Origin of the sequence: Pseudoprevotella muciniphila (genome assembly GCF_003265305.2) — a bacterium.
In the GTDB taxonomy this organism is placed as follows: Bacteria; Bacteroidota; Bacteroidia; order Bacteroidales; family Bacteroidaceae; genus Alloprevotella; species Alloprevotella muciniphila.
The window spans coordinates 2424100-2446979 of sequence record NZ_CP033459.1 but is presented as its reverse complement, the minus strand read 5'-3'; the positions used below and the strand labels follow the sequence as shown (position 1 = coordinate 2446979).

19 protein-coding genes are annotated in these 22880 nt (G+C 44.1%); 4 read left to right on the top strand and 15 right to left on the bottom strand.

Annotated features, from left to right (window positions below; genetic code table 11):
* Nucleotides 1–58: 58 nt before the first annotated feature.
* From C7Y71_RS09955 to C7Y71_RS09920, 8 genes are all read right to left on the bottom strand, one after another.
* Nucleotides 59–367, bottom strand: a complete 309-nt coding sequence (locus C7Y71_RS09955) for a hypothetical protein (protein WP_111897552.1) — start codon at nt 365–367, stop codon at nt 59–61.
* Between the two features lie 109 nt (nt 368–476).
* Nucleotides 477–1040, bottom strand: a complete 564-nt coding sequence (locus C7Y71_RS09950) for an antirestriction protein ArdA (protein WP_193215906.1) — start codon at nt 1038–1040, stop codon at nt 477–479.
* Between the two features lie 327 nt (nt 1041–1367).
* Nucleotides 1368–1814 carry a hypothetical protein gene (locus tag C7Y71_RS09945; RefSeq protein WP_146739335.1) on the bottom strand — a complete coding sequence of 149 codons (447 nt, stop codon included), beginning with the start codon at nt 1812–1814 and terminating at the stop codon, nt 1368–1370.
* The gene (locus C7Y71_RS09940) at nt 1795–2298 is read right to left on the bottom strand and encodes a hypothetical protein (RefSeq protein ID WP_111897549.1); all 504 of its coding nucleotides are present in this window, start codon (nt 2296–2298) and stop codon (nt 1795–1797) included. Before C7Y71_RS09940 ends, C7Y71_RS09945 begins: the two co-directional genes overlap by 20 nt.
* A 218-nt stretch (nt 2299–2516) precedes the next feature.
* Complete coding sequence (locus C7Y71_RS09935; protein ID WP_111897548.1) at nt 2517–3386, bottom strand: hypothetical protein; 870 nt, start codon at nt 3384–3386, stop codon at nt 2517–2519.
* Nucleotides 3346–4125: a DUF6712 family protein gene (locus C7Y71_RS09930; protein ID WP_111897547.1), complete on the bottom strand. Its 780-nt coding sequence runs from the start codon at nt 4123–4125 to the stop codon at nt 3346–3348. The genes C7Y71_RS09935 and C7Y71_RS09930 overlap by 41 nt, the downstream gene beginning before the upstream one ends.
* Complete coding sequence (locus C7Y71_RS09925) at nt 4122–5510, bottom strand: hypothetical protein (protein WP_111897546.1); 1389 nt, start codon at nt 5508–5510, stop codon at nt 4122–4124. The genes C7Y71_RS09930 and C7Y71_RS09925 overlap by 4 nt, the downstream gene beginning before the upstream one ends.
* Nucleotides 5511–5513: 3 nt before the next feature.
* Entirely contained in the window at nt 5514–6557 is a 1044-nt protein-coding gene (locus tag C7Y71_RS09920; RefSeq protein WP_111897545.1) for a hypothetical protein, read from the bottom strand.
* An 808-nt stretch (nt 6558–7365) separates the two neighbouring features.
* On the opposite strand from C7Y71_RS09920, the gene C7Y71_RS09915 reads away from it, so the two are divergent.
* From C7Y71_RS09915 to C7Y71_RS09900, 4 genes are all read left to right on the top strand, one after another.
* Nucleotides 7366–8715, top strand: coding sequence for an AAA family ATPase (locus C7Y71_RS09915; RefSeq protein ID WP_111897544.1), 1350 nt, complete (start codon nt 7366–7368; stop codon nt 8713–8715).
* Nucleotide 8716: 1 nt separating this feature from the next.
* Nucleotides 8717–9430 carry an RloB family protein gene (locus C7Y71_RS09910; protein WP_111897543.1) on the top strand — a complete coding sequence of 238 codons (714 nt, stop codon included), beginning with the start codon at nt 8717–8719 and terminating at the stop codon, nt 9428–9430.
* A gap of 86 nt (nt 9431–9516) precedes the next feature.
* On the top strand, nt 9517–10953 hold the full coding sequence (locus tag C7Y71_RS09905) for an SIR2 family protein (protein ID WP_226943441.1): 1437 nt from the start codon (nt 9517–9519) through the stop codon (nt 10951–10953).
* A 165-nt stretch (nt 10954–11118) separates the two neighbouring features.
* Entirely contained in the window at nt 11119–13014 is a 1896-nt protein-coding gene (locus C7Y71_RS09900; protein ID WP_226943440.1) for an ATP-binding protein, read from the top strand.
* A gap of 149 nt (nt 13015–13163) precedes the next feature.
* On the opposite strand, the gene C7Y71_RS09895 is transcribed toward C7Y71_RS09900, so the two are convergent.
* The 7 genes from C7Y71_RS09895 to C7Y71_RS09865 form a co-directional block, all read right to left on the bottom strand.
* Nucleotides 13164–13748, bottom strand: coding sequence for an HlyD family secretion protein (locus C7Y71_RS09895; protein WP_193215905.1), 585 nt, complete (start codon nt 13746–13748; stop codon nt 13164–13166).
* A 159-nt stretch (nt 13749–13907) separates the two neighbouring features.
* Complete coding sequence (locus tag C7Y71_RS09890) at nt 13908–16151, bottom strand: peptidase domain-containing ABC transporter (protein ID WP_111897540.1); 2244 nt, start codon at nt 16149–16151, stop codon at nt 13908–13910.
* Between the two features lies 1 nt (nt 16152).
* The gene (locus tag C7Y71_RS09885) at nt 16153–17625 is read right to left on the bottom strand and encodes a hypothetical protein (RefSeq protein ID WP_151908907.1); all 1473 of its coding nucleotides are present in this window, start codon (nt 17623–17625) and stop codon (nt 16153–16155) included.
* Nucleotides 17622–19001: a hypothetical protein gene (locus tag C7Y71_RS09880; RefSeq protein WP_151908906.1), complete on the bottom strand. Its 1380-nt coding sequence runs from the start codon at nt 18999–19001 to the stop codon at nt 17622–17624. Before C7Y71_RS09880 ends, C7Y71_RS09885 begins: the two co-directional genes overlap by 4 nt.
* Before the next feature lie 63 nt (nt 19002–19064).
* Nucleotides 19065–19328: a TIGR04149 family rSAM-modified RiPP gene (locus tag C7Y71_RS09875; RefSeq protein WP_111897538.1), complete on the bottom strand. Its 264-nt coding sequence runs from the start codon at nt 19326–19328 to the stop codon at nt 19065–19067.
* 127 nt (nt 19329–19455) lie between these two features.
* The gene (locus tag C7Y71_RS09870) at nt 19456–19746 is read right to left on the bottom strand and encodes a hypothetical protein (protein ID WP_146739334.1); all 291 of its coding nucleotides are present in this window, start codon (nt 19744–19746) and stop codon (nt 19456–19458) included.
* A gap of 140 nt (nt 19747–19886) precedes the next feature.
* Entirely contained in the window at nt 19887–22862 is a 2976-nt protein-coding gene (locus C7Y71_RS09865; RefSeq protein WP_111897537.1) for an outer membrane beta-barrel protein, read from the bottom strand.
* Nucleotides 22863–22880: the final 18 nt, after the last annotated feature.

The following is a 22880-nucleotide window of genomic DNA, read 5'->3' as shown; positions in this document are numbered from 1 at the left end:
TTTCGGTTTGTTGCAAAGTAACACGCTTTTATGGGGGTGGTAAAAGACATAGATGCGTCTAATTAACTATTACAGGAAGTCTATAATAGTCATTGGGGTGTTTTGAATAATTGTTGTAAAAGCAATTCCTATATCCGTTGATAGCTCTAAGATCTACATCTACAGTATTATCCACATCTACAGAACCTCGAACATTAACGGTACCATCAACATCAATAGAACCTCCACTAACATAAACATCATTTGTTTGTAAACTGTTCTGATAGATGGTGTAAAATAATTGACACCAGATCCCTACTACAGCCATAATAAGCCAAAAACGATTCGACTTGTAAGTTTCTTTAATTGTCTGCTTTGATAATATCATAATTAAACGTTTTATATGTTATTATTGTATGAGCAAAATTATAAATAAAATTTAGAAAAACCGCCGTCAAATGACAGCGGTTTAACACTTGATGCAGCACCTTTAAGGACTACCTAAAGAAAACGTGTCCGTTTTCAAAGTAGTAGTCGAAATCGAAAAGGTCGCTGGCGAACCGCTCGATGTTGAAGTATTGGTGCATCGATACGGGTATCAGTGAAGCGTGGAACTCATCGAAGATATGCCAGGCGAAGTCTTCCTCACTATCCCACTGTCCGCAGTGGTTGTCGCGGGCGGCGTCTATGTCGTGTTCACCTGTACAGGTGGCGTAGGCATCGACCATTTCTTTGTCTTCGTCGGAAAGCGAAGCGTACTCGACAATGAGGTCGAAGGTCTCCTCGCCTATGCCACACTCGGAATACCATTCTTCGGGGAAGCCCTCGAAGTCCTGGTACATCAGTTCGGGGTCGCGTTCGTCCCAATGGAGCAGGCGGCAGAACTCGATGAACTCTTGATAATTGGAGAAGGTGGCGAGGTCAACCCACATGCCATACAGCGAGCCGCTGTTGTACTTGGCGTAGGTACCGACGTAAAGGGCTGGATTGCCCGTGCGTGAGAAATGTTTGTGAAGCATCATCTGCTCCTGTCTTTCTTCTTCTGAATACTTGCGTTTCATTGTGGTAAGTGTTTTGATGTTAAACATTGTGCTGTTTGAATTAGCAGTGAATTTTATGGTGCTTCGGAACGAGGGCAACAAGAGCGTATAGCGGACAAGGGAGGATGTCCGTCAAAATTTATGCGTAGTCTTCAATTTTTATGGAAACCCTTGCCAAACGCTCCGCCCCGTAACTTTGCGCCAGAAAAACACCGATACAAACAGACCGATGTGTCAAAGCACGGACTTGAAACGTGATTCCTATATACGAAGAAAGGCCGGAAGCGAGATTGCCACCAGCCTTATATAACAAAAGCACGGGTAATTACTGCCGTCGGCACTTACGGCTCAACCGCGTTCGCGGCGTGTGAGATTATCGAAAAGACCGCTAAACTCCTCTCCAATAAGTTCACCGAGTTTCTCTTTCAAGACCTGCACGGAGATGAACCACGACACATTGAACCAAGGACGACGTTTCCGTGGCTGACCCTTATGGTGTTCGTGGCGATAGACGGGGTCGAGGAACTTTAGGTCGCCGCCGTTGCCCCGACGATAGCCGTTGCCTACGCCCAAATCGACATAGATGCCGTAGGTGAGATAGAGGAACGTCATTGCTCCGCCTGCATCGGAGATGTTGAATGTGCCTTTATGTACGGAGGAACGCAACGCGCCCGTATCGTGGATGCCCATCGCGTCCAAGCGGTCGCGCCAGATTTCAACCATCTTTGCATACCACTCCTTGGAGTAGGTGCTAATTAGGTGCTGCTTTTGGCTGTTACTCTTGCTTCCACTCATCGCGGTTGTATTGTAAATCGATTGGCTCGTCAATAGAGAGCATAAAGTAAAGACCCGTGCAGCCGTTAAGGAACTGACCGCCCAACTCCCTGCTTCGGATATTTTCCACATCCAAGTAGGCGAGTTCGTTTTGCAAGTCGTGCTCATCTATGAGAAAGCGACTGTGCAACTGGCGGAACAGTTCCCTACACAAAGAGAGCTTCTCGTTGTAGTCGGCTGTACTCCTTATGTTGTATCTACTAAGGATAAATACGGTGAAAACTCTCCGTTTGAACCATCCGCCGCTGTGCCTTTGGGTGCAGTCTTCCGACACGTCGGAGACGCAGACAAAGGCTTTGTGGCTTCGGCTGGAAGCAAGCATCTCTTCCAAATAGCCGATGCCGCTGCAAGAGCAAGGGTAAAAGTCGTGTTCCCTTGCCAGTTTGTTTTTCTCTGTTAGCTCGTAGAGGTAAGTGTGAAAATCAAATAATGTTGTTGCGTCCATATTGTTATCTTTAGGGGTGGTGGTCGGGGTAAAACAAGTGTGCGTTTTATTTATAAATGGCACTCCCTGAACACTTTATACCGTACCGAAATCAGCGGTGGATTGAAGGTACAGGAATAAATACTCTCGGTTGTGTCTTTGCGAGCTTTGTATATTACAAGCGATATGGGGGCGCACAGTGGTTTTGCAAACGTGGGCGGATTTCCGCGTGCGGTTTTTCATTTGTTTCTAATTCTATCTAACTCTTTTGCTTCCTTTGCCTTTGCATTAAGTTCTGCTAGTGCGCCCCAGGTGTCGGCTGCGAGGACGGCTTCGGTCTTGGTGATGTCGCCACCGTTCAAGGCTCTGATTTCGGCTTCCGTAATGGCTTTCATATCCAGCCAGTCGTTTTCACCGTCCTTGTTCCCTACTACAGGACGGAAAAGGTCGGGGAACTCGGAAGCAAACAGATGCTTTACACCGAATAGCCAGGCAAGCAGGTTGTATTGTAGCGTCTTGTTTGGGATTCCTTTGAAGCCCGGATATAACAAGGCGGCTATCTCCGTGAAGCAAAGTAATTCTTCACTGCTGCTTAATTGTTCGCTCCAGCCTTCGCCACACTCCGCGTGGCGGGCTGACTGCGAACGCAGCTGTTCAGACTTATTACGCAAGACAGCTTGGTAATAAGCCTCGATTTGCAGATAGTGCCCGAAGGGAAACTCTCTCAGGTCGGGATTGACAGCCAGATGACCGTTAAATGCTTCTACCCGTAAGGGGAACGTCGATGGCTGGCCGATATAATCAAGCTGCATTGCGCCACAGATAAGGTCGCTCTCGCTCACGGCGTAGAGCGAATGTCCCTTGCGTATGATATATACGCCCTCTCGCTCCTTGCGAATGATATGCAGTCCTGCAAAGCGCAGGAAAGCATAGAGCATCACCCGCTCGGCGGGTATATCCTCTCCCAACAGGCGATAGACAAACCGCAGTTGTTTGTCCGTCAGTTCCTGCCAACTCGCTGGCACGAAAACTTCAATCGCGTTGGGAATGAGCTTTGTCTTTTCGGTACTATCCGAAAAAGTAGGTCGGGTCTTCTCTTTTGTTTTCATAGGAAACAAAATGGTCGGCTTCGTACTTGGAGCTGGACTTATACACGGGGAGGTCGTCGGCATGGCGATTGAGATAGTCCTGCACATGGTTGGTCATCAGCCTTATTTGGCGAAAGTCGCCCTTGACGTGTGAGGCGATGAAACGGCGGCAAAGGTCAGTGAGGTCATTGTAGAACATCGTTTCCTGTAACGATATAAGTTCTTCCATTTGTTCCTCACTTACTATCATGGCGCACTTGTGCTGCGCTGCGTCTATGTCCGTCTGCACGAGTTGCATTTCTTCCTCATAGACCATGTTGCCGTCTTTTGTGCGGATACCGTACTTGCGTATCAGCTTGGGAGACCAAAGCAGCGTCTTTGGCGCGTATAGTCCGCTCGTAGCAAGTTCTGCCATCAGTGCATCGCGTGCGTCTGACTTTTCCCTGCGCAGTCTCTCTCGCAGGTCATAGACGCGCTGGCGGCTGGCTGGCGTGAGGTTCTGATTACTGGCTACGGCAAAGCCGTTGGCGGTGAGTATCAAATCAAGGTGTGGCAGGGCTTCGTATGCCGTGCGCTTGCAGACGTAGGCAAAAAACAGCGGAGCGATTGTTTCGCTCTCTGTCTGTTCCTGTGTCAGTTCAAACTCGCTTTGTACTGACTGAGCTATGTTCTGCAAGAAGGGTTCTATCGAATGGAAGATTTCGTCCTCGCAGTCGCGGAAGGACGGCACGAGGGCTTCAAAGTATGACTTGGTTATCATAGTTTTTGCTGTTGTTTGGGATTGATGCGCTCTGCGTCTTTGTGTTGGTCTAAGGTGGTGAGCATAATCATCGGGACGGTGGGCACGATGTCGTCCCAACCGTTGAACTCGCAGACGAGTTCGAGGGGACGCAGGAGCAGATCATGGAAAGCTGTTTCCATTGCCTGCTTCATCGTGAACAATTCCCGCTTGTCGCTGCCGCTGTTGTTCTGTTGGCTCTTGCCCGGTACTGCACCGACAAGGTTGGGGTGCGTATTGTCGGCATAGCACAGTGTGTTGGCGGCTACATTGATGTCGTCGGCATAGTCGCCACCCTCTTTCGTGCCCTCTATATTGACGACACGGATGTCCCTGACTTCGTGCCCCATCGGGTCAATATAGAAGCCGGTTATCCACGCTTTGCCGCTGTTGTGGACTCCTGCCACGAAGTCGCGGATGTTCTCCTTTTCTTTCTTGATGCGCTCGCGCTGTTTCAGTGGGTCGGTTATCCGTTCCTCTGAAATCAGCTTCTGCCAATAGTCGCGGTTTACTTCGACTTGGTATTTTACCGAAGCGTGATTGCGTATCTTGGCTATCTTGGCAGCGGAGATAAGGCGTTTCTCGTCGTAGCTGCCGCCTCTGAACATGGCGGCGTAGTATGGCGTGGGATAGTATTGGCAACCTACTGTCGGGAATCTTAGCAGGATGGCGAATTTTCTTTCCTTTGTCCTGACGAACTTCTTGCCGTCCATACCTGCCTCCTTGCCCATCTTGACCATAAGGTCGCCGATTGGGTCGTGTTCTCTTAGTAGTGAGATGCGTTCCACTTCACCTTTCTGTGGGCTTTTATATTGCCAGTTGGCGTAATAGACGTGTCTTATCCTGCCTTGGCGGTCTGCCTTTTGCAGGCGGCAGAAACAAGCGTCCTTATGCACAAGGCGATTGATCCTGCTGCCGTCCTTGCTCAATATGACAATGCACACGGCATAGAAGTAATACTTCATGTCGGTGATTTGTTCCAAGTAGAATGAGGACAGGGCATTTCGTCTGGCAAATTTGTTGGCTTCGGCGTTCTTAGTCGGCTCTTTCGTAGTGCTGTCTTGCAGTTGCAAGCCTGCACCGTAGCAGGTCAGCACGTTAAAGAGCTTGTTTTGCGCCGTGACTTCATCGCTGCCGATGAGTTCGCGTATCTTATACGGTAGTTGGTTGTCTATGCCAAAGGGTGCAAACATTTCGCCTGCATAACCAGGCACGGGACGGAACTGCATTCTCCAGTCGTCGAATACGCTGGTAGTGTCTTCCACGGTGGAGACGCTGGCCATGATGCCGTCCACGCCGAGGTCTAAAAGTTCCGTGTCGCTGACAGGGACTTTAAGGGTGTATTGGTTTTTGATCTTGGGGGTCATAAGCTATAAAGAAGTCCAACTTGTTGCGGTGGAGGTTGTGCCGTTCACTGTGACGGTGCGTCTATAGATGTAAGTACCAAGCAGCAGTGTCTGTCCGAAAGTGGTTGCGCTGGCAGGAAGCGATATTATCATACCGACTTGTGCGTTGCGTGCATCGTAGTATTGGAATATCGTGGGGCGTTTCTTCTCTGTGAGATATGAAGGGTTTTTAGCCCAGTTCTCTGCCGTCGCGCTGGTGGTCACATAGCCGAGGTCAACGACGTTGTTGAGTTTCATCTTGTCGCGTGGGTCGAGCAGACCATAGTACATTTCATCGGCATTGGGGATGAGTGTTGAGATGCCTTTCCAGATGTCGGGTGTGAAGTTGCTGACACGGCGGAATACGATGTTGTATTGTCCGTGTTGTTGGAGGTTCATGGCATCGGGGGCAATCTTCACGCAGCCGCTGACGCACTGCACGAAGTCGCCCGTTGCGAAGTGCAGAGCGTATTGGTGTATGTCGAAGCGTGAGCCTAACAGACCGACGACGCAATATCCCGTGTACTTCGTTTCGGGCGAAGCGGCGGAAGTAACGAGTGCGTCGATGGCGGCGTTCACTTCCTCGATGGTGTCGAGGTCGCCGAGGAATACTTGTGGGTCGGTGAAGGCGTTGGAGTAGTCGCTGCGGCCTTTGAGCCGTTTGGTGAGTTCTTCGATTTCCAAGCGGCGTGTCTCGATGGCGGTCTGGTTGGTGCCGCTGGTGCTGTAGGCGGCATTGAGTTTGCCAAGCAGGTCGGGTGTGAGCAGTCCGTTTACCGAAGCGTTGGCGACGGGAAGGTTCAGGCGTTGGTTGTACGCCACACCGTTCGCTTGTCGAAGTTTTACGACAAGTCCTGTGCCTGCCGCGTCGCTGACGACCTGTATGTCCCCTGCCAAGACTGCGGCGGCGAGGTATTCGAGCAGGTCACACAGTACACCGCCGACGCGAGTGGCAGTGTTCTCGCCGCGTTCGGAAGCATCGCGCACTTCGGCGGCGGCGGTCAAAATTGTAGATAGTTCCTTTGCCATAGTGTATCAGTTGTTGATTGATACGGCAAAGGAACTTTATTTAGGTGGGGTTGGAAAAGACAGTTTATAAATCAAAAGGGGATGCCGTTAAGCATCCCCACAAGCATTTGCTATTATTCGACGCTTCGGAAACATGGCAAACTCAAGAAACAAACCCAAGAATAAGCAATGCACATGTCTGCGTGAATAAACTTAGCCTCACGGCTCGGTAATATTTGTTGAATATTAAATCATTATTGCAACATAGTAATATATAATTGCGTTAGGGATATTAGCCGAATGGCGGAGATTACAAACTCCATTCATGTTACAGCCCCTTTCGAGGAACACTCAAGAAAAGGTTATAAAGTATAGCTGTTCCTAAAAAATCACTCATAAATGAGTGTTTTAACAGATGTAGCCATAGTATATGAAGTCGTTTTGTATAATCATTTTACGCATTAAATTATAGAACAGTAGTAATAAAGATTCCACAAAGGGTGAATTAAATAAAGATTTAACGTTTTTCTAACTATATTGGTAACTTATGAATTATGAAGACTTTTTCCTTAAAAAGGCACAAAGATACAATCAACAACACCAAAATGACATCTAAGAAACTCGGAAACACTCCCTTAAGGGTGTAACTCTAAAAATAGTTTTAGAAAAAAGATGCTACTAATTCAATCCATTTCCTATATAATATGCCTCACTAAACAAAAAAAGACAATTTTCAGCAAAAACAGTTAAACTATTAAAAAAACTGAAGCAGAGCGAGTTTTATGTGACGATTTTTTCGCAACTTTGCGCAAAACAAAAATGTTTTACTATGCTAATTAGGATTGTAACGACGAATTTTAAGTCATACGGCCAGGAAACAGAATTCAATATGTTGCCGTCATCAAATGTCCGCAGGAAGTATTGGCATGTTCATAGTCAAGACCATGGTGCCAGTGTGTTGAGAACAGCTTTGATTTATGGTGCAAATGGCGCTGGAAAGTCGTGTTTAGTCAAAGCACTTGGCCGACTCCAGGCTATGGTTGCTGTTGGCAATCTGCCTCCAACTGCTTTCAGAGATGCCAACAAGTACAACGATCCGGAAATGCCTGCAACCATCGAAGTGGAGTTTGGCACCGAGTCAGACCAGTATTCATACGGAGTGAGTTATCATGGCAACCTCTGTATGGAAGAATGGCTGTATTCTACTGTTAAGAAACCCGTTTGCGTGTTTGAACGAAAGTATGATGCGCAGACTGGTAAGACCAACATCAGGTTGGCTGGCAACAAAAAGGACGAGGCAAAGAATAAACTGCTGATTTCTTTGTTAGAAGACAATCTGCTGAAGGGCAACGAACTGATGCTGTCGAAGCACGATGTGGTGAAAAACAATCAGATGACCGATGCGTTCCTTTGGTTGACCACCAAGTTGCACGTCATCTTCCCTGAGACCCGCTCGACCTCTATTTTCGATAATAGGTATTCCGACGAAAGATTCAAATCCCAGTCTGAAGCCCTTATCTCAGCCTTGGATCTCGGCATCAACGAGCTTACCTTAAAGGACGAGGATATTGAGTCGTTCAAGCAGAGCTTTTCCGAATGGCCCGAACTAGTGCAGGGCGTGGATGGCATTGTTAAGAGGCTTTCACGTTCGCCCGAGGGTTCAGAAGAAGTGATGATCGATACGGGTGCCTTCACCGTCAGTATGCGCCGCGAAGGCAACAAGTATTTCGTGCGCCGTGTAAAGGCTCTCCATAAGGTCAACGACAACCTTTATGACTTTGAACTGAAGGAGGAGTCGGACGGCACCCAGCGCATTTTCGACTTTGTACCGATGGTTCAGAATGTCAAGAGCGAGGCTTGCACATACGTCATTGACGAATTGGACCGCAGCCTGCATCCCACCCTTGTACGTTCACTAGTTTCACGTATTGTCAATGACAAGATCATGAAGGGCCAGCTGATTTTCACCACCCACGATGCAGGTCTGCTCGACGGAAAAGTGTTCCGCAACGATGAGATTTGGTTTGCAGAGAAAGACCGCGAGACGCAGAGTACCCATCTGTACACGCTCGACGAATTCAAGCCCCGTGCAGATCTTGATTTGGAGAAAGGTTACCTCAATGGCCGTTTCGGAGCCATTCCTTTCTTGGCACGTTTCAACGAATTAAACTGGGAGTGATATGGGATTCAAAGTTAGAGGCTATACGAGGGACGTCCCTCAGGAGAAGGTTCGCGACTATTCCTTATTTGCCATTGCTACAGAAGGGACTGAGCGTGAGCCAGACTACTTCAGACTTTTCGACGGCATCGACCGTATCAAGGTTGACATCATTGAGCCAGAGGTTTTTGACGAAGAAAACCCGCAAGAAAAGAGAAAGGCATCTTCTCCGTCGAAAGTACTAGAAAAGGTGAAGGCATACATCGCTGAGAACCAGTTGAGCGCCGATGATGGCGACTCCTTATGGTGTGTCATCGACGTTGACCGTTGGCCGCAGGAGCAGATAGAGGAACTTCATGCCTTCTGCGCCCAGAAGGACAACTGGCATCTGGTCATCAGCAACCCAAGCATTGAGATATGGCTACTCTATCACAAACGGGCAGACCTGACAGACCTTGGTATTAAGACTGCCCACGATGCCAAACAGGCGCTTGACAAGATAGAAAAAGGTGGTTACTACTACATCAAGTACCTGCCCCTGATGCTCAATGCCATCGAGAATGCACAGCAAGCCGACACGAATCCCGACAGCTATATGCCAGAATTGCTACAGACAAAGGTTTATCAGTTGGGCCGTGCACTTTATGAACGCATGGGCAAGGTTCGTTTTGAAAAATTCGTAGCCTCGTTGCCAAACATAGAGAAGGAAATCTTGAAACAGAAGAAAAAATCATAAAACCATCAAACATTGTGACAAACTAACCGAATAAGCGAATAGGTAAGTTAAAGAAAAGTATTATTTAATATTATACAATTTGGTCTATGATGGATATAAAACTAGAAATAGAAAAAGCCCAAACGGTGCTTAAAGAAGGAGGTAATGTAATAAAAACACGGGATGACCGTGAATTAATTCTCGTTGATAAGGACGGAAAGGTGCAGAATGCTGACAGTTGTGGATGGTTGCCCGATGATAATGGAGAGGTAAATAAATCTGTGTTTCGTAAACGTATTGAACCATGGTTGACTTCTCTATTCCAATCAGAGCATCTATCTCTTCTTTGTGGTTCTGGTATTACTAATGCTATCAGTTTCTTAGCAGGAGCAGCAGGCAGCACAACGATGCGAGCAACTACTTTCACCCAATTTAAGGATGAGATTCAAGAGGCCGCAGAGGCTTCTGCAGAAGCGAGTGGACGCGAGAAAGGTAATATAGAAGACCAGATAAGGACAGCAAATGATTTGTTGCGTGGGCTAAGAATCTTGAAGAGGGATTCTGAGGCAGCAGCATTGGAAAGTGAATTAAATATGATTATCTCAGAATTTGCGATGTCTATACTAAAATCTGAGAATAGAATAGCAACAGCTGTTGAGGATAAACGGGAAAACGCTTATTCTGTGCTTGTTAATTTCCTCCTCAGTTTTGCAAGTCGCACAGGAAATAGGGAAAGACTGAATATATTTACAACCAATTATGATAGATTAATTGAGGCTGGAACAGAATTGGCAGGTGTACATTTGATGGACAGGTTTGTAGGAACCATGATGCCAGTATTTCGGTCTTCAAGATTAAATCTTGACATCCACTATAATCCGCCAGGAATACGAGGAGAACCACGTTATCTCGAAGGTGTTGCGAGGCTGACTAAACTTCATGGCTCTGTTGACTGGATACAGAATGGCAGTGAAATAAGACGCGTAGGCTTGCCTTTTGGCGCTAATGATATTGGGCCATATTTGAGCGCACCAGGACTGAAAGGCTCTGATGCGCTAAAGTTGATGATATATCCCAACTCTGCAAAAGACCGTGAAACGGCTGAATATCCCTATGTAGAGTTATTCCGTGATTTTGCTGCAGCTATTTGCAGACCCAATAGCACATTGGTGACATACGGATATGGTTTCGGAGATGAGCATATCAACCGTGCCATTCATGATATGCTTACTATACCTTCAACACACTTAGTGGTCATTTCTTATGATGATCCAATTGGTCGTATATTGAAGTTTTACTATGAATCGGCACATTATGCACAGATGTCTATGCTAATTGGTAAAGATTTGGGAGACATTACCAATTTGGCTAATGATTACTTGCCTAAGTCTGCTATTGACAGGACTACTATTAGAATGGCAGAACTGTTACAGCACAGAATGGGTGCTGATTCAAGCGCGTCTGCAACAATATCTTCAGTTTCATCCGCGCCCGTCACTCCTTCGTCTTCTACCTCAACAACTCCAACAACCCCAATCGTATAGCATATGATTACAACCCCCATTGAACAGTTATCCTCACTTCGAGTTGGTACGGTGGAATTTATATCGCCAGACAGGATTGAAGTGTTGCTTGACATAGAATCGCCAGACAGTGTAGCTCTTAATACAGGCACCCCACGGAACTTCCCACGTATAAACGGATACGTGATGATTCCTATTGATTTAGGCTTTGTAGTAGGGCAAGTTTCATGGATAACAATACAACGCTCCCCATATCCTAAGCGTAGCGGTTTTCAAGACTTTGGCTTGATAGATTTGCCTTTTCCACTACGAAAAATGGAATTACAGCCATTAGGAACACTTGTGGGAACAGAGAATGGCTATAAGTTTAAACGCGGATTGGAAACATTCCCATCGGTAGGAGATATTGTAATCTTACCAACGGAAGATCAGTTAAAATCTATCATTGAATCAGGAGAGAATCGAAGGGTGTATATTGGTAAAAGCCCACTTATGGGTAATGCAAAAGTAATGATTGATCCAGACCGTTTGTTTGGAAGACATCTTGCTATACTTGGAAATACTGGTAGCGGAAAGTCTTGTTCTGTAGCAGGTTTAATAAGGTGGTCTCTTGAAAGTACTAGACAACAATTGGCTAAAGAAGGAGAATCCATTAACAGCCGCTTTATAGTATTAGATCCAAATGGGGAATACAGCAAGGCTTTTGCAGATAAGGCGAATGCGAACATCTACACGGTTAATGTGGAAGAAGGGGATGGGAAGAAACAATTACAAGTCCCACTTTGGTTTTGGAATACCGATGAATGGTGTGGTTTTACCAAAGCATCCCCGAAGACCCATAGAACCACTATCGTACATGCTCTAAAGTCGGTAAGAAGTGGAGTGCAGTTTGAGGAACAAACTCAAGAACGAGAATTGTCAAACTATGTAAGAACAATAATCTCGGCTCTTGATGTAAGCATAAAGAATGGTCTTCCTTGGATTGGTGGTGGAAAAACGATGGGCTTTCATAATTTATTAATGAAATGGTGTGAGGGAATCGTTGCAACGGATGATTTTTCAAACGAATTAAAGACTGCTATTTCCGCTGTTAGTTCTAAAATAGTTGAATTCCAAGGTACGAGATCTGGCTCTGGATTTATAGATTATACATATAATAGATTTGAAATCAATGATTTACGAACGCTTCTATATGACGTGTTTTTACAAGCGGGTGGTAAGGAAGAAGAGTTTTTGCCGACTGATGAAGACAGTCCCATTCCTTTCACTGGGGAAAATTTTGTACGTTCAATCGAGGCAAATGCAGAAATACTGAATACAACAGAATATGTAGTTACTTTACTGCCTCGAATCAAGACCTTGTTGTCAGATGTTCGAGTCAAGAAAGTTATTGATGACGAGAGCCTTAATTTGAATGATTGGCTAAGTAACTATATTGGTGCGGACAATAAAGAGTCGCTAACAATAATTGATTTGTCATTATTCCCGTCTGATGTCACAAGTATAGTAACTGCTGTAATTGCTCGTATGGTGTTTGAGGCTCAACAACGTTACCTCAAATTAAACAAGCAGTGCTTACCTACTGTATTGATTATGGAAGAAGCTCATTATTTCGTGAAACGTTATAATGACGATGCTGAGAACACAGGTCCCACCACCCAATGCTGCAAAGTATTTGAAAAGATAGCACGAGAAGGAAGAAAATTTGGTCTGGGATTAGTACTCTCTTCACAAAGACCTTCCGAATTATCTCCAACAGTACTTTCTCAGTGCAATTCGTTCTTGTTACACCGAATATCAAATGATCGAGATCAAGAATTAGTACATCGATTATTACCTGACAATATGAGGGGCATTCTGCGTGAAATGCCATCACTTCCATCCCAATATGCAGTTTTGCTAGGTTGGGCATCTGAATTACCTGTCATGGTGAAGATGAGAACTTTGCCGAAATCACAATGTCCACAATCCGATGACCCTGACTATTGGGATGTTTGGACAAGATGCAAGGAACGTAATATTAACTGGGAGCAAATTGCTGATGAGTGGCAGAATAAGAAAGATACTCAAACAGAATCATAGCTTGAAATACATGATTAACTATGTGTCACAAAATATCTGTAAATTAGACTTTAGCTCCAATAGTCTTTGTATATATCGAACTCTGTGTGCTTCACACTCTTTCTTGAAACGCTGCTTCAACTGTAGCGTGAGTAACTGTACATTGTAAACTACCAGTTCGTAAACGAAGCGAAGATTTTGTATATGAGACGTGAATTTCCAATGATTATTTCAGCAGGTAGATCTTTATGATAAAAGAGCGTATTTCTATCCATAATAAGTTCTTCTGATTTAGGTGACAATGCTATATCAAAATAGTAGAGCCCTTTGTCGTTGGGCAAAGGAGAAATAGCACCGACAGTGCCCAATAAGACATCATTATCAATGGGAATACGTAGCGTTTGCCCCACAGTTACCTTGCCTCTATCAGATTCGGACAGGAATCCGTAAGCATGCATAGAAGAATCCTGCATTTTGGCAGGCACGATATCCATGAAAAGAGATTTTGCCTTCAACGACATTCCTGCGGTGCGTGGATAAGGAAAACTTATCATGCCGTCTGTTGGGCTGAGAATAGCACATAGACTGTCATCGGTTTCTTTGGAGTTCATCTTTTTGGGATGGTAAGTAAAAAGTGTATCGCCACAGGTTATGTTTTCTCCATTCTTTACATAATTACATTCTAAAGTCCCGTCTGTTGGCACGGTGATGTTCACGATGGGAATGTTGTTCTCCACAACCGCGACGATAGACATTTGTTCTTCATATCGTATGAAAAAGCTTCCGACAAGCAGCCCCAAAAGAATCATTGCGATTGTAAAAATCCCCATCGCAACGTCCAGTGAGGCGGTTTGCTCATGATTTCTTGCACCTCCTCACTGCGAAGAGACAATCCTTTCATGTAATCTTTCTCGCTATCCATTTGCTTTCTCTTTTGTCGTTTTCCGGTTCAGTTCCAACTGATTTCTGACCAATTCATAATAAAATCCTTTCTTCTCGGTGAGCTCTTCATGCGTTCCCTCTTCAGCTACCTTCCCATGGTCAATCACGATGATTTTATCGGCATTTCTTACCGTGGAAAGGCGATGAGCGACAATAAGGACAGTCTTACCACGATAGAACTCGTTCAGATTTTCCATGATTTTGCGTTCATTGCCCGTGTCGAGTGAATTGGTGGCTTCATCAAGAAAGATAAATTCGGGATTTTTATAGACCGCCCGCGCTATGAGTATGCGTTGTCGCTGACCGGCACTGATGCCGTTACCCTCCATACCTATCTTGGTGCTATAGCCCATCGGGAGCGAAAGTATGAATTCTTCTATATTGGCAACCTGTGCTGCATGTCTCAGGCGTTCAGGGTCTATTTCGTCCACACCCACTGCAATATTATTGGCAATGGTGTCTGAGAAAATGAAACTTTCCTGCATTACCGACCCCACCTGGCTGCGCCACATTCTGGGGTGTATCATAGACAACGGTGTGTTGCCTATCTTTATCTGTCCGTGCAACGGTTCATAAAATCCTTGCAGCAATTTTACGATTGTTGTTTTGCCACTACCACTGGCTCCGACAATGGCGGTTACTTTATGGGCTGGAATTGTGAGCGAGACACCATCGAGGGCGTAGTCGCGTTCTGCACCACTATAACTGAAACGTATGTTTTCCAAGTGTATGTCATGATTTGCAGGTAATTCATGAAGTTTTGTTTCGCTGTCCTGCTCCTCATCTTTCTGGTTGTGCACTTCATTCAGGCGTTCAAGGCTGATTTTGGCATCCTGCACGGCTTGTGCGAAGCCGATAAATTCGCCGATTGGCGCAGAAACCTGTCCGAGGATGTAGGTCATGGACATCATCATACCGAGTGTCATGTTTCCCTCAACCACCGCTTTTGCTGCAATAAAGGAGATAATGATTTGTGTACTTTGCGTGAACAACACGGAGCCGGCTTGTTGTATCTGTCCGAGCGACATTCCGCGCACGCTGATTTTGAACAGCCGTGCCTGGATGTGTTCCCATTCCCATCGTTTCTGCTTTTCGCAGTTGTTAAGTTTGATTTCCTGCATTCCTTGCACCAGCTGTATAAGTTTGCTTTGCTCGCCCGCACTCTGGTTGAAGCGTTTGATGTCCAGCTCGCGACGGAAACGCATGAACGACAATACCCAAATGGCATAGAGCGTATTGCCGGCAAGGAAAATGCCGAGAATAAGTGGATGATAATAACCTAAAATGGCGGCAAACAGGAAGAAGTTGAAGATGGAGAAGATGATATTGAACGAATTGCCCATCAGAAGCGACTTGATGCGTCCGTGGTCACCGATGCGCTGCATGATGTCACCTGTCATCTTTGTGTCGAAGTAACTCAACGGCAATTTCATCAGCTTCATCAAGAAGTCGGAAATCAACGCGATGTCAATGCGCGTATTGATGTGCAGCATAATCCAACTACGGATAAAGCCTACCACTAATTGCGCAGCAAACAAAGCAAGTTGGGCTATCAGGACCAGTGTAATGAACCCCAAATTCTTTCCGTTGATACCTACATCGACAAGGGATTGTGTGAGCAATGGGAACGCCATCTGCAAAGCACTGCCCAAGAGCATTCCTACGGCCAGCTGTGCAAACTGACTTTTGTAAGGCAACAGGTAACGAAGGAAGAAAAGCAGATCTTTCTTCGTGCTTTTTTCCGGTTCGTCCTCTGTGTTGGCGAAGTTTACACCAGGTTCTAAAAGCAAAGCCGTTCCTTGTTTTTGGTCAGACAAAACAGATGCGCCCAGCCAGCATTTGCAAAACTCGTCCTGTTTATATTTGAGCAACTGTGAGGCTGGGTCAGCGATATAGAAAGTGTGTTCGCCTTTTCTGTTTGTCTTGATATCATAGCAGACCACAAAGTGGTTCTGGTTCCAGTGAAGAATGCAAGGCAGTTTTGCTTCTTCCACCAGTTGATTTAACCGAAGTCTTACGCCATTGGTGCGAAAACCGATACTCTCCGCCGCGTCGCTGATGCCAAGGAGCGACACGCCCTCACGTGTGATGAAACACTTACGCCGCAGTGTCTGCAACGAATAGTGCCGTCCGTAGTGCTTGGCTATCATGCGCAGGCACGCCGGACCGCAGTCCATCATCTCGCTCTGAAAGTAGTGTGGGAAATGCTTTTTCATGTTATTTATGGAAATTCCACATGATACTTAGCATGACATACCTCGGCAATGTGTTTTGCCACTTCTCGGTAAGACCTTGGGCATTTACAATGGTACTGACATTCTTTCGACCGCCAAGAATGTCTTCTGCATATAGTTTTACGATGAACTCATCTTTTTTGCCGAAAGCACGAGATAATGACCCATTCAACACAACTTCGTCCGTATTGATTTCACTAAAGTTGTAGCCTCTGCGCCCACGTACTGATAATTCAGAATTCAATGTCAGTTTTAATGGCAATGGACATTGTGCAGAAAGACCAACTTGATATTTCCATGCGTTGATGTTGTTGTCAGCGTTTGATGTATTTGTGATGTGCTGCCATGATGTAGAAGCACGGAGGGCTAAGTTCAGTTTGTTGAGGCTGTAGTTGATACGCCCTGATATGTCTGGTTCAAAATTCCGCACACTGCTCCTTTTCGGTTCTGCAGACATATCATTGTTGATAAGTTCTACAGAATTAACATACTTTCCCCCGAGCCCGATGGTAGCACGAAGCCGTTGTGCCTTGTCAAGTGCTTGCGACAGTGAGAATCTCAGAGACATATCCCAATTGCCATTGACGTTATCTGGCTTTATGGTTGAAACTCCACTCAAATGGTCATAGCTCAGTCCCAGCGACACTTTGTTGACATAAATATTGTACCAATAATATACGTTCATCATGCGCTGATTTTTTCCTAACATGCGTTGCCACCAAAACATTATCTGGTGTGATACGGGTCGTTTGAGCATTGAATTACCCAAACGGTTGACAAGGGGTTGAGTGTCGTCATTTATATCCAAAAGATTCTTTATAGGCGCAGCGCGGTTGCTTATATGATAATTGAGTTCTCCTATTCCAGGAATGGAAACGTTTATATTTGGTTCAAAGGTGGCATAGTTGCGACGTTTGGTTTGATAAAATGCATAACGGGAATCATTTATTTTTTCATGTATAAACCGCACAGGGTAAGACATATTAACTACCATCTTAGGCGAAAGCCGCCAATATAATTTAAGCAAAGGTTCGTGTTCTACATTTTGGATGCTCGTTCGATAAGAATTTGGTTGCAATACTTCTGTAGTTGCAATAGCCCAATCGGTGGCAGATATAAAATTGGTGTCAGTTTGCAATGCAAAAATAGAAAGACGGTCATTAGTATATCCATAGAAAAAGTTGTATATCAGCTCTATTAGGAATTTATTCTTGCTTAATAGTTCATAACTCATCGTTGTTTCTAATTTGCTCGTTCGGGCGTGTGCAGGACGTTTCTGAAGCAGATTGGTATTGATGCCCTCATTCTCATAATCATAGGCATTCCGACCAGTTGCACAACTATTACTATGCTGAGCATTGATTTTTAGACCGATTTTCTTACCTGTAAATGGAGAAACTATGCTTGAATTCAGAAAATAGTTGAAACTCCACGTGTCACGTTTTATTGTATTCAAATCCTGTAACCTGCTGATAAATGAATTTCTTGATTTATATGCATGAGAACCTTCGTAAAGACTGTCGAGGGCTCCTCCCCAACTATATTCCTCGGGGGGGCATCAAAAGACGCCTCGCGTGAAAAAGACTTGTTGTTTTGCCTTTCATAAGAAGATTCCAATTTCATGAACAGAAACATCTTTTTCATCCTATATTGAAGTTGAGCGTATGCATTGATGTTAGAGTTAGCGTCTTGAGATTGTGAAAAGGTTCTTTTGTAAACATTAGGATTGAGGAGGTAAAGCGTTTGGTTTGAATATTCCTCCAAAGAATATGATTGATGAGTTCCAGACAAGTGCAGTCTAAACTGGCTATGACGAAGTGGATTTTCTTTTAGGTAATCTATGCCACCAGCTTTATTTACAATTCGCCCTACATTTTTTTCAAATGAATTCCATGTACCATCTAAGTCTGCTGAAGAAGAATTGTTTAAATTATTGCTACCCGCATAAGTAATCAAGCGAGAAACTTCTGTAAAACGCAAAGCAAAAGCACGACCTATATAGCGATGCATACTACCAAATCCTGCTTCCGCGTTAACTAACCACCCTGTACTATATTCTCTTTTCAACTGTACGTCAAGCACCCAAGGGTCACCTTGTCGGTCAATTTGATCTCGCTTTACGAGATAAGCATCATCAGCCTCTTTCTGATAAAACTTTATCTTATTGACTGTATAAGCAGGTAGATTCTTTAACACGACATGTGCCTGCCCCTTAAAAAAGTCTTTCCCATTGAGTAACAGGCTATTGACATATTTCCCGTTGATGAAAATTTGTCCATTCTCATCAATTTTCGCTCCTGGCAAGCGTGCAATTAATGCATCAAGCATTGAACCCTCAGCTAACTTGAAAGCAGAAGCATTATACACTAACGTGTCCCCCTTCATTACTACCATCACGCGAGTTGCCCGCACAACGGCTGTGCCTAAATTTTCTGCTTGACGTTTTGGTATTATAAATATATCTTCCATTTCCCATTCACGAACTCGTCGTCCATATTGCCTTTCGGGAATTTCTATTGTAATAGAGTCTTTATCAAAACCTTCCGACTCAATATATAATCTGTATTTAGCAGACTTTGGCACCTTGAACTCATACATATATTCATGCCACAAGTGTGGTACGTTGGAAATGTCTTTCACAAAAGACACATAATGTTCAGATGAAATGCTATCTATATTTACACACGTTATACGCGCTGATTCTATGATATTGCCATTCAGGGCGTTTTTAACTTGTCCACTTATTTTAACAGAGTCGTCTGTTTCACGCACATTATTGCCGCATATAGCAAGAGAACCCAAGAAGAAAAATAAAAGAAATTTCCATTTCATGGCAAAAAATCTTTGACACACTCGGTCGGTCATAATAATGACTAACCGAGTGTATGACGATGTTTAATTGACTAAATATGAAGGGCTTTCAGCATCGCAAACGCAGATAGCATAGTCCCATTCTGTTCCTGAACAAAAGTCCCTTACTGTCTGAGTCTCGCAATTAGCTGTAGGTCCAGACGTAAGTATAAGACCTTCTTTTGTCCTGCAAGTGGTACCACAAATCTGATTATCGTCATCAGTACCGCTTCCGCCGAACACTTGCTTCATTTCCTCTTGGGAGAGCCTTGTAGCCTCTTTCAAGACTACTTTTTTGATTTGTTTCATTGAATTTTGTTTTTTTTGTTTAACATTTGTGGATTTTACTCCACGTGAATTTATATTTTGTTGCGCAAATTCTTTTTAAACCTCCAAGTAAATCCCAAAAGTATGTAATACCATTCCAATTATGGTATTAAATTGGAGGTTCTATTGTTACAACGGAAGAAGTTATTAACCCACCAGAACATACAAAAGTCATTACAGAGTTAGTGCCACTACAAGTTAGTGTCTGTTCCAGATAGTTTGACATGCAACCTTCTGGACAATTTTCTATTGTTGTTACAATAAAAAAGTCATTACATGGTAAATAACACATTTCACTTGGCATTCCTACATTTGTACCACTTCCTCCAAAGACTAATTTCATCTCATCCGGAGAAAGTCTTTTGGTATCTTTTAATACCACTTTTTTAATTTGTTTCATAAATTACACTTTTTAGTTATACTTTGTGGATTTTACTCCACGGGAATTATACTTTGTTGCGCAAAAAGTATCTATTTGTTTTTATCTCCAATATAGAAATCTTTTGATAGAAATCTCAGAAGAGTCCAGTTTGAAAAATATCATTTATGCTTCTTATTGAACCTCCAAATCAGACCGAACAAGTAATGTGAGGGTAATGATTCCCTGTAAGTCTCAGTGCGACCTTGGGCGTTTATCTCAGAGGTTATACCGCGATACTGTTGCAGTATGTCATAAGCCTTGAGCGAAAACGTGATTGAACTATTCAATTCTTTTTCAATGTTCATGTTCCACATACAGATGGTTTTATTCATGCTTCGATCCGAATAACCATAGCGAGACGATAAATCAAATTCCGTTTTCAGTTTCACATCCCATGGCAAAGTAGCGGATGCAGAAACACTATAGTGAGTAGTATAGACGTTTTGGGTTGTAAATCCAGGCGAACTTCCACTGATATGTTGCCATATACCTGTTGCGCTAAAGTCTATATAAAACTTGCTACTTGGACGACAGCCTATCCCTATGGTTATGCGCGGAGTAAAAGTTTTTACGTCATTTTTTTCTGTAGAAATTTGTGCCGTCGTATCCCAGTCATTGAGGTCGACACTGCGCTGATAGGAACACCCGATAGATTTATGAAATTGTATCGTTTGCGAGTTTGTTACCGGCAGATACAAGCTACTGTTAATATCTGCATTCCAGTTGCCATTAATGTTTACTGGTGTGCGATGCAGCACACCTGTTGAACGTGTATACACTTGCTGAAAGGCTATGGCATCGCGTATGCCATTGAAAGAACCATACACATTCCAAGTCACTTTATCTGACAAAAGCTTTGCCGTAAGTCGCAATTGATGGTGCGTCGTATTACGCAAGTTAGGGTTTCCTGTAAGAATATTGAGCGGATTGCTAGCATCGGTGATGCCTATCAGATAAAGCAAATCTGGAAAACTATTACGCATTATATAGGCGATTTGAACATTGCGTTTTCTGGCCTCCCTGTCGTTTGAATCAAGCGAGAAACGCAGCGTTACATTTGGATTGAAGAATAATGCAGTGCGCTTGACATCGAATTGGGAACCACCACGGACATAATTCATGTGTGCATTACGGTGTTCCACAGGAATCGAGACATTCAGGCGCACCCATTTACTACCCATAAAACGAATGTCTTGCATAAATCGCAAGCCAACCTCATGTTTATGACTGTGCTGTTTAGAATCAAAAGAATTAGAAACATCCAAGCAACTCATCAGCACTTGTGTTTCAGAAGGCAACCAAGACAGAGGATAGGATTCTCTGTCCTCTATCCAATCTAAACGATAAAGAGGATTGTCGGTATGACTGTATGTATAACTGTAGAGATAGTAAGGCGTAATTCTACCGTAAGCAGACTCTTTGTCAACATAAACAAACGTGTAATCAGCCGTTGCCGAAACATTTGCATCATGAGAAGCGTCGTCATAAAATTGGTGGCGATGCTCGCTCAAGTCATTGAGACGATCCAAGTCATATAGATTGAAACGTTCCTGTTGCATCCGCGAGAGTTGAATATTTAAATCGACATTGAGCAAATTACTGCCAATAGCTTGTTTCGCAGAAAAAGCGGCAATATGCTTTATTCTGTTACTTAGGGCGAAATCCTCTTGTCTGATGCGCGATTGTATCCATCCCCAAAGTGCACTATTCGCAGGAGAAATTGCAAAAACGCTGTCTAAAGGACTTTTTGCATAATAGAAATCCGGATTATCCAGCGTATTTAGCTCGCGCGAAAAAGATTTGGCATGCTGTCGCAAATAATCCAGATTGTATTGGGCATTCAAGAGCAATCTTTTGAATGGCCGATAACGCATATTCATATTCAAGGATAAGTTCGTGCGGGCGGAAGAAACATTGTTATCACTGCGACCGAACAAGTTTGAACCATCAAGAAACGCTTCTGAAGCTGAATATGTATAGCCATAGTTGTGATAACGACGAACAAAACCAACGATGCCCAAGCTGAGGTCGCGATTAGGTTCAAATTTGTAGCCGCTATAGAGCGACTGAATAAAGTTATTGCCGCTGTTGCTAAAATAGCGACCGGTCCATTTGGGGTCTGACCCTTCTGTGACTTCATCGAGATTATTGCTTTCACCGATAAGCACAACAGCCTGCCGGTCGTCAAAACGTAGGATCCTGCCTAACAAGTCAAAACGCTTGTGCGTACCGGCTTTCGCATCGAGCATTCCATTCCATCGGCCATTGTATTGTTTTTTCAAGAACACATCCATCACATATTGCTGGTCGCCCATATCCTTACCCGTCAATTCCGTGGCATCACCAGCTCTATCGTAAATTTTGATTTTATTCACAGTATAGGCAGGCAAACCGCGTAACGCTTGAGCAATATCACCGTTAAAGAAATCTTTGCCACCGATCAGCAATTTTTCCACGAACTTTCCTCTCACATATATTTTGCCATCGCGAATTTCTGTATCGGGAAGTTTCTTTACCAACTCACCCAACATGTCACCGTCCATCGTCTGTAGTGCTGACACATTGTAAACCAGCGTGTCGCCTTTATTCACCACCAAAAGGCGCGTACCGTGCACGACAGCTACCGGTAGTTGCACATTATCACGGTCGAGCCAAAACTCACCGACATCACAGATTTTGTCCCGACCAACGTATTTAACTGTTATCGGCTGAAATAACGTTTGATATTCTTTTCCTACAATTTTAAGGATGTACTCTCCTTCAGGCACTCCACTAATAGAAAAAACTGCCGGCTCTTTTTTGAATTCGTGCACACCATTTTCATCCCAAACCCGTTGAATCGAAGAAGAGCCTGAAACTACCACGACACTATCTGTATTCAGTATTTGTATTTCTGCATCATCAACTCCAATTTCCCTTACCGGATCGTACACAGAACCTACAATCTTCTCATTCTGGGCATAACTAGCTATCGTATCAACACTAAAGAACAAAAAAAGCAAGCCACGCAAAAAGGCAGCTACTCTATTGTAACAACAAGGTCGTATTCGTTTGGTATCTTTTGGTAAAAAAGAAGCCATAAAGTTTAATTTCATTTTCGTATGATATAATGA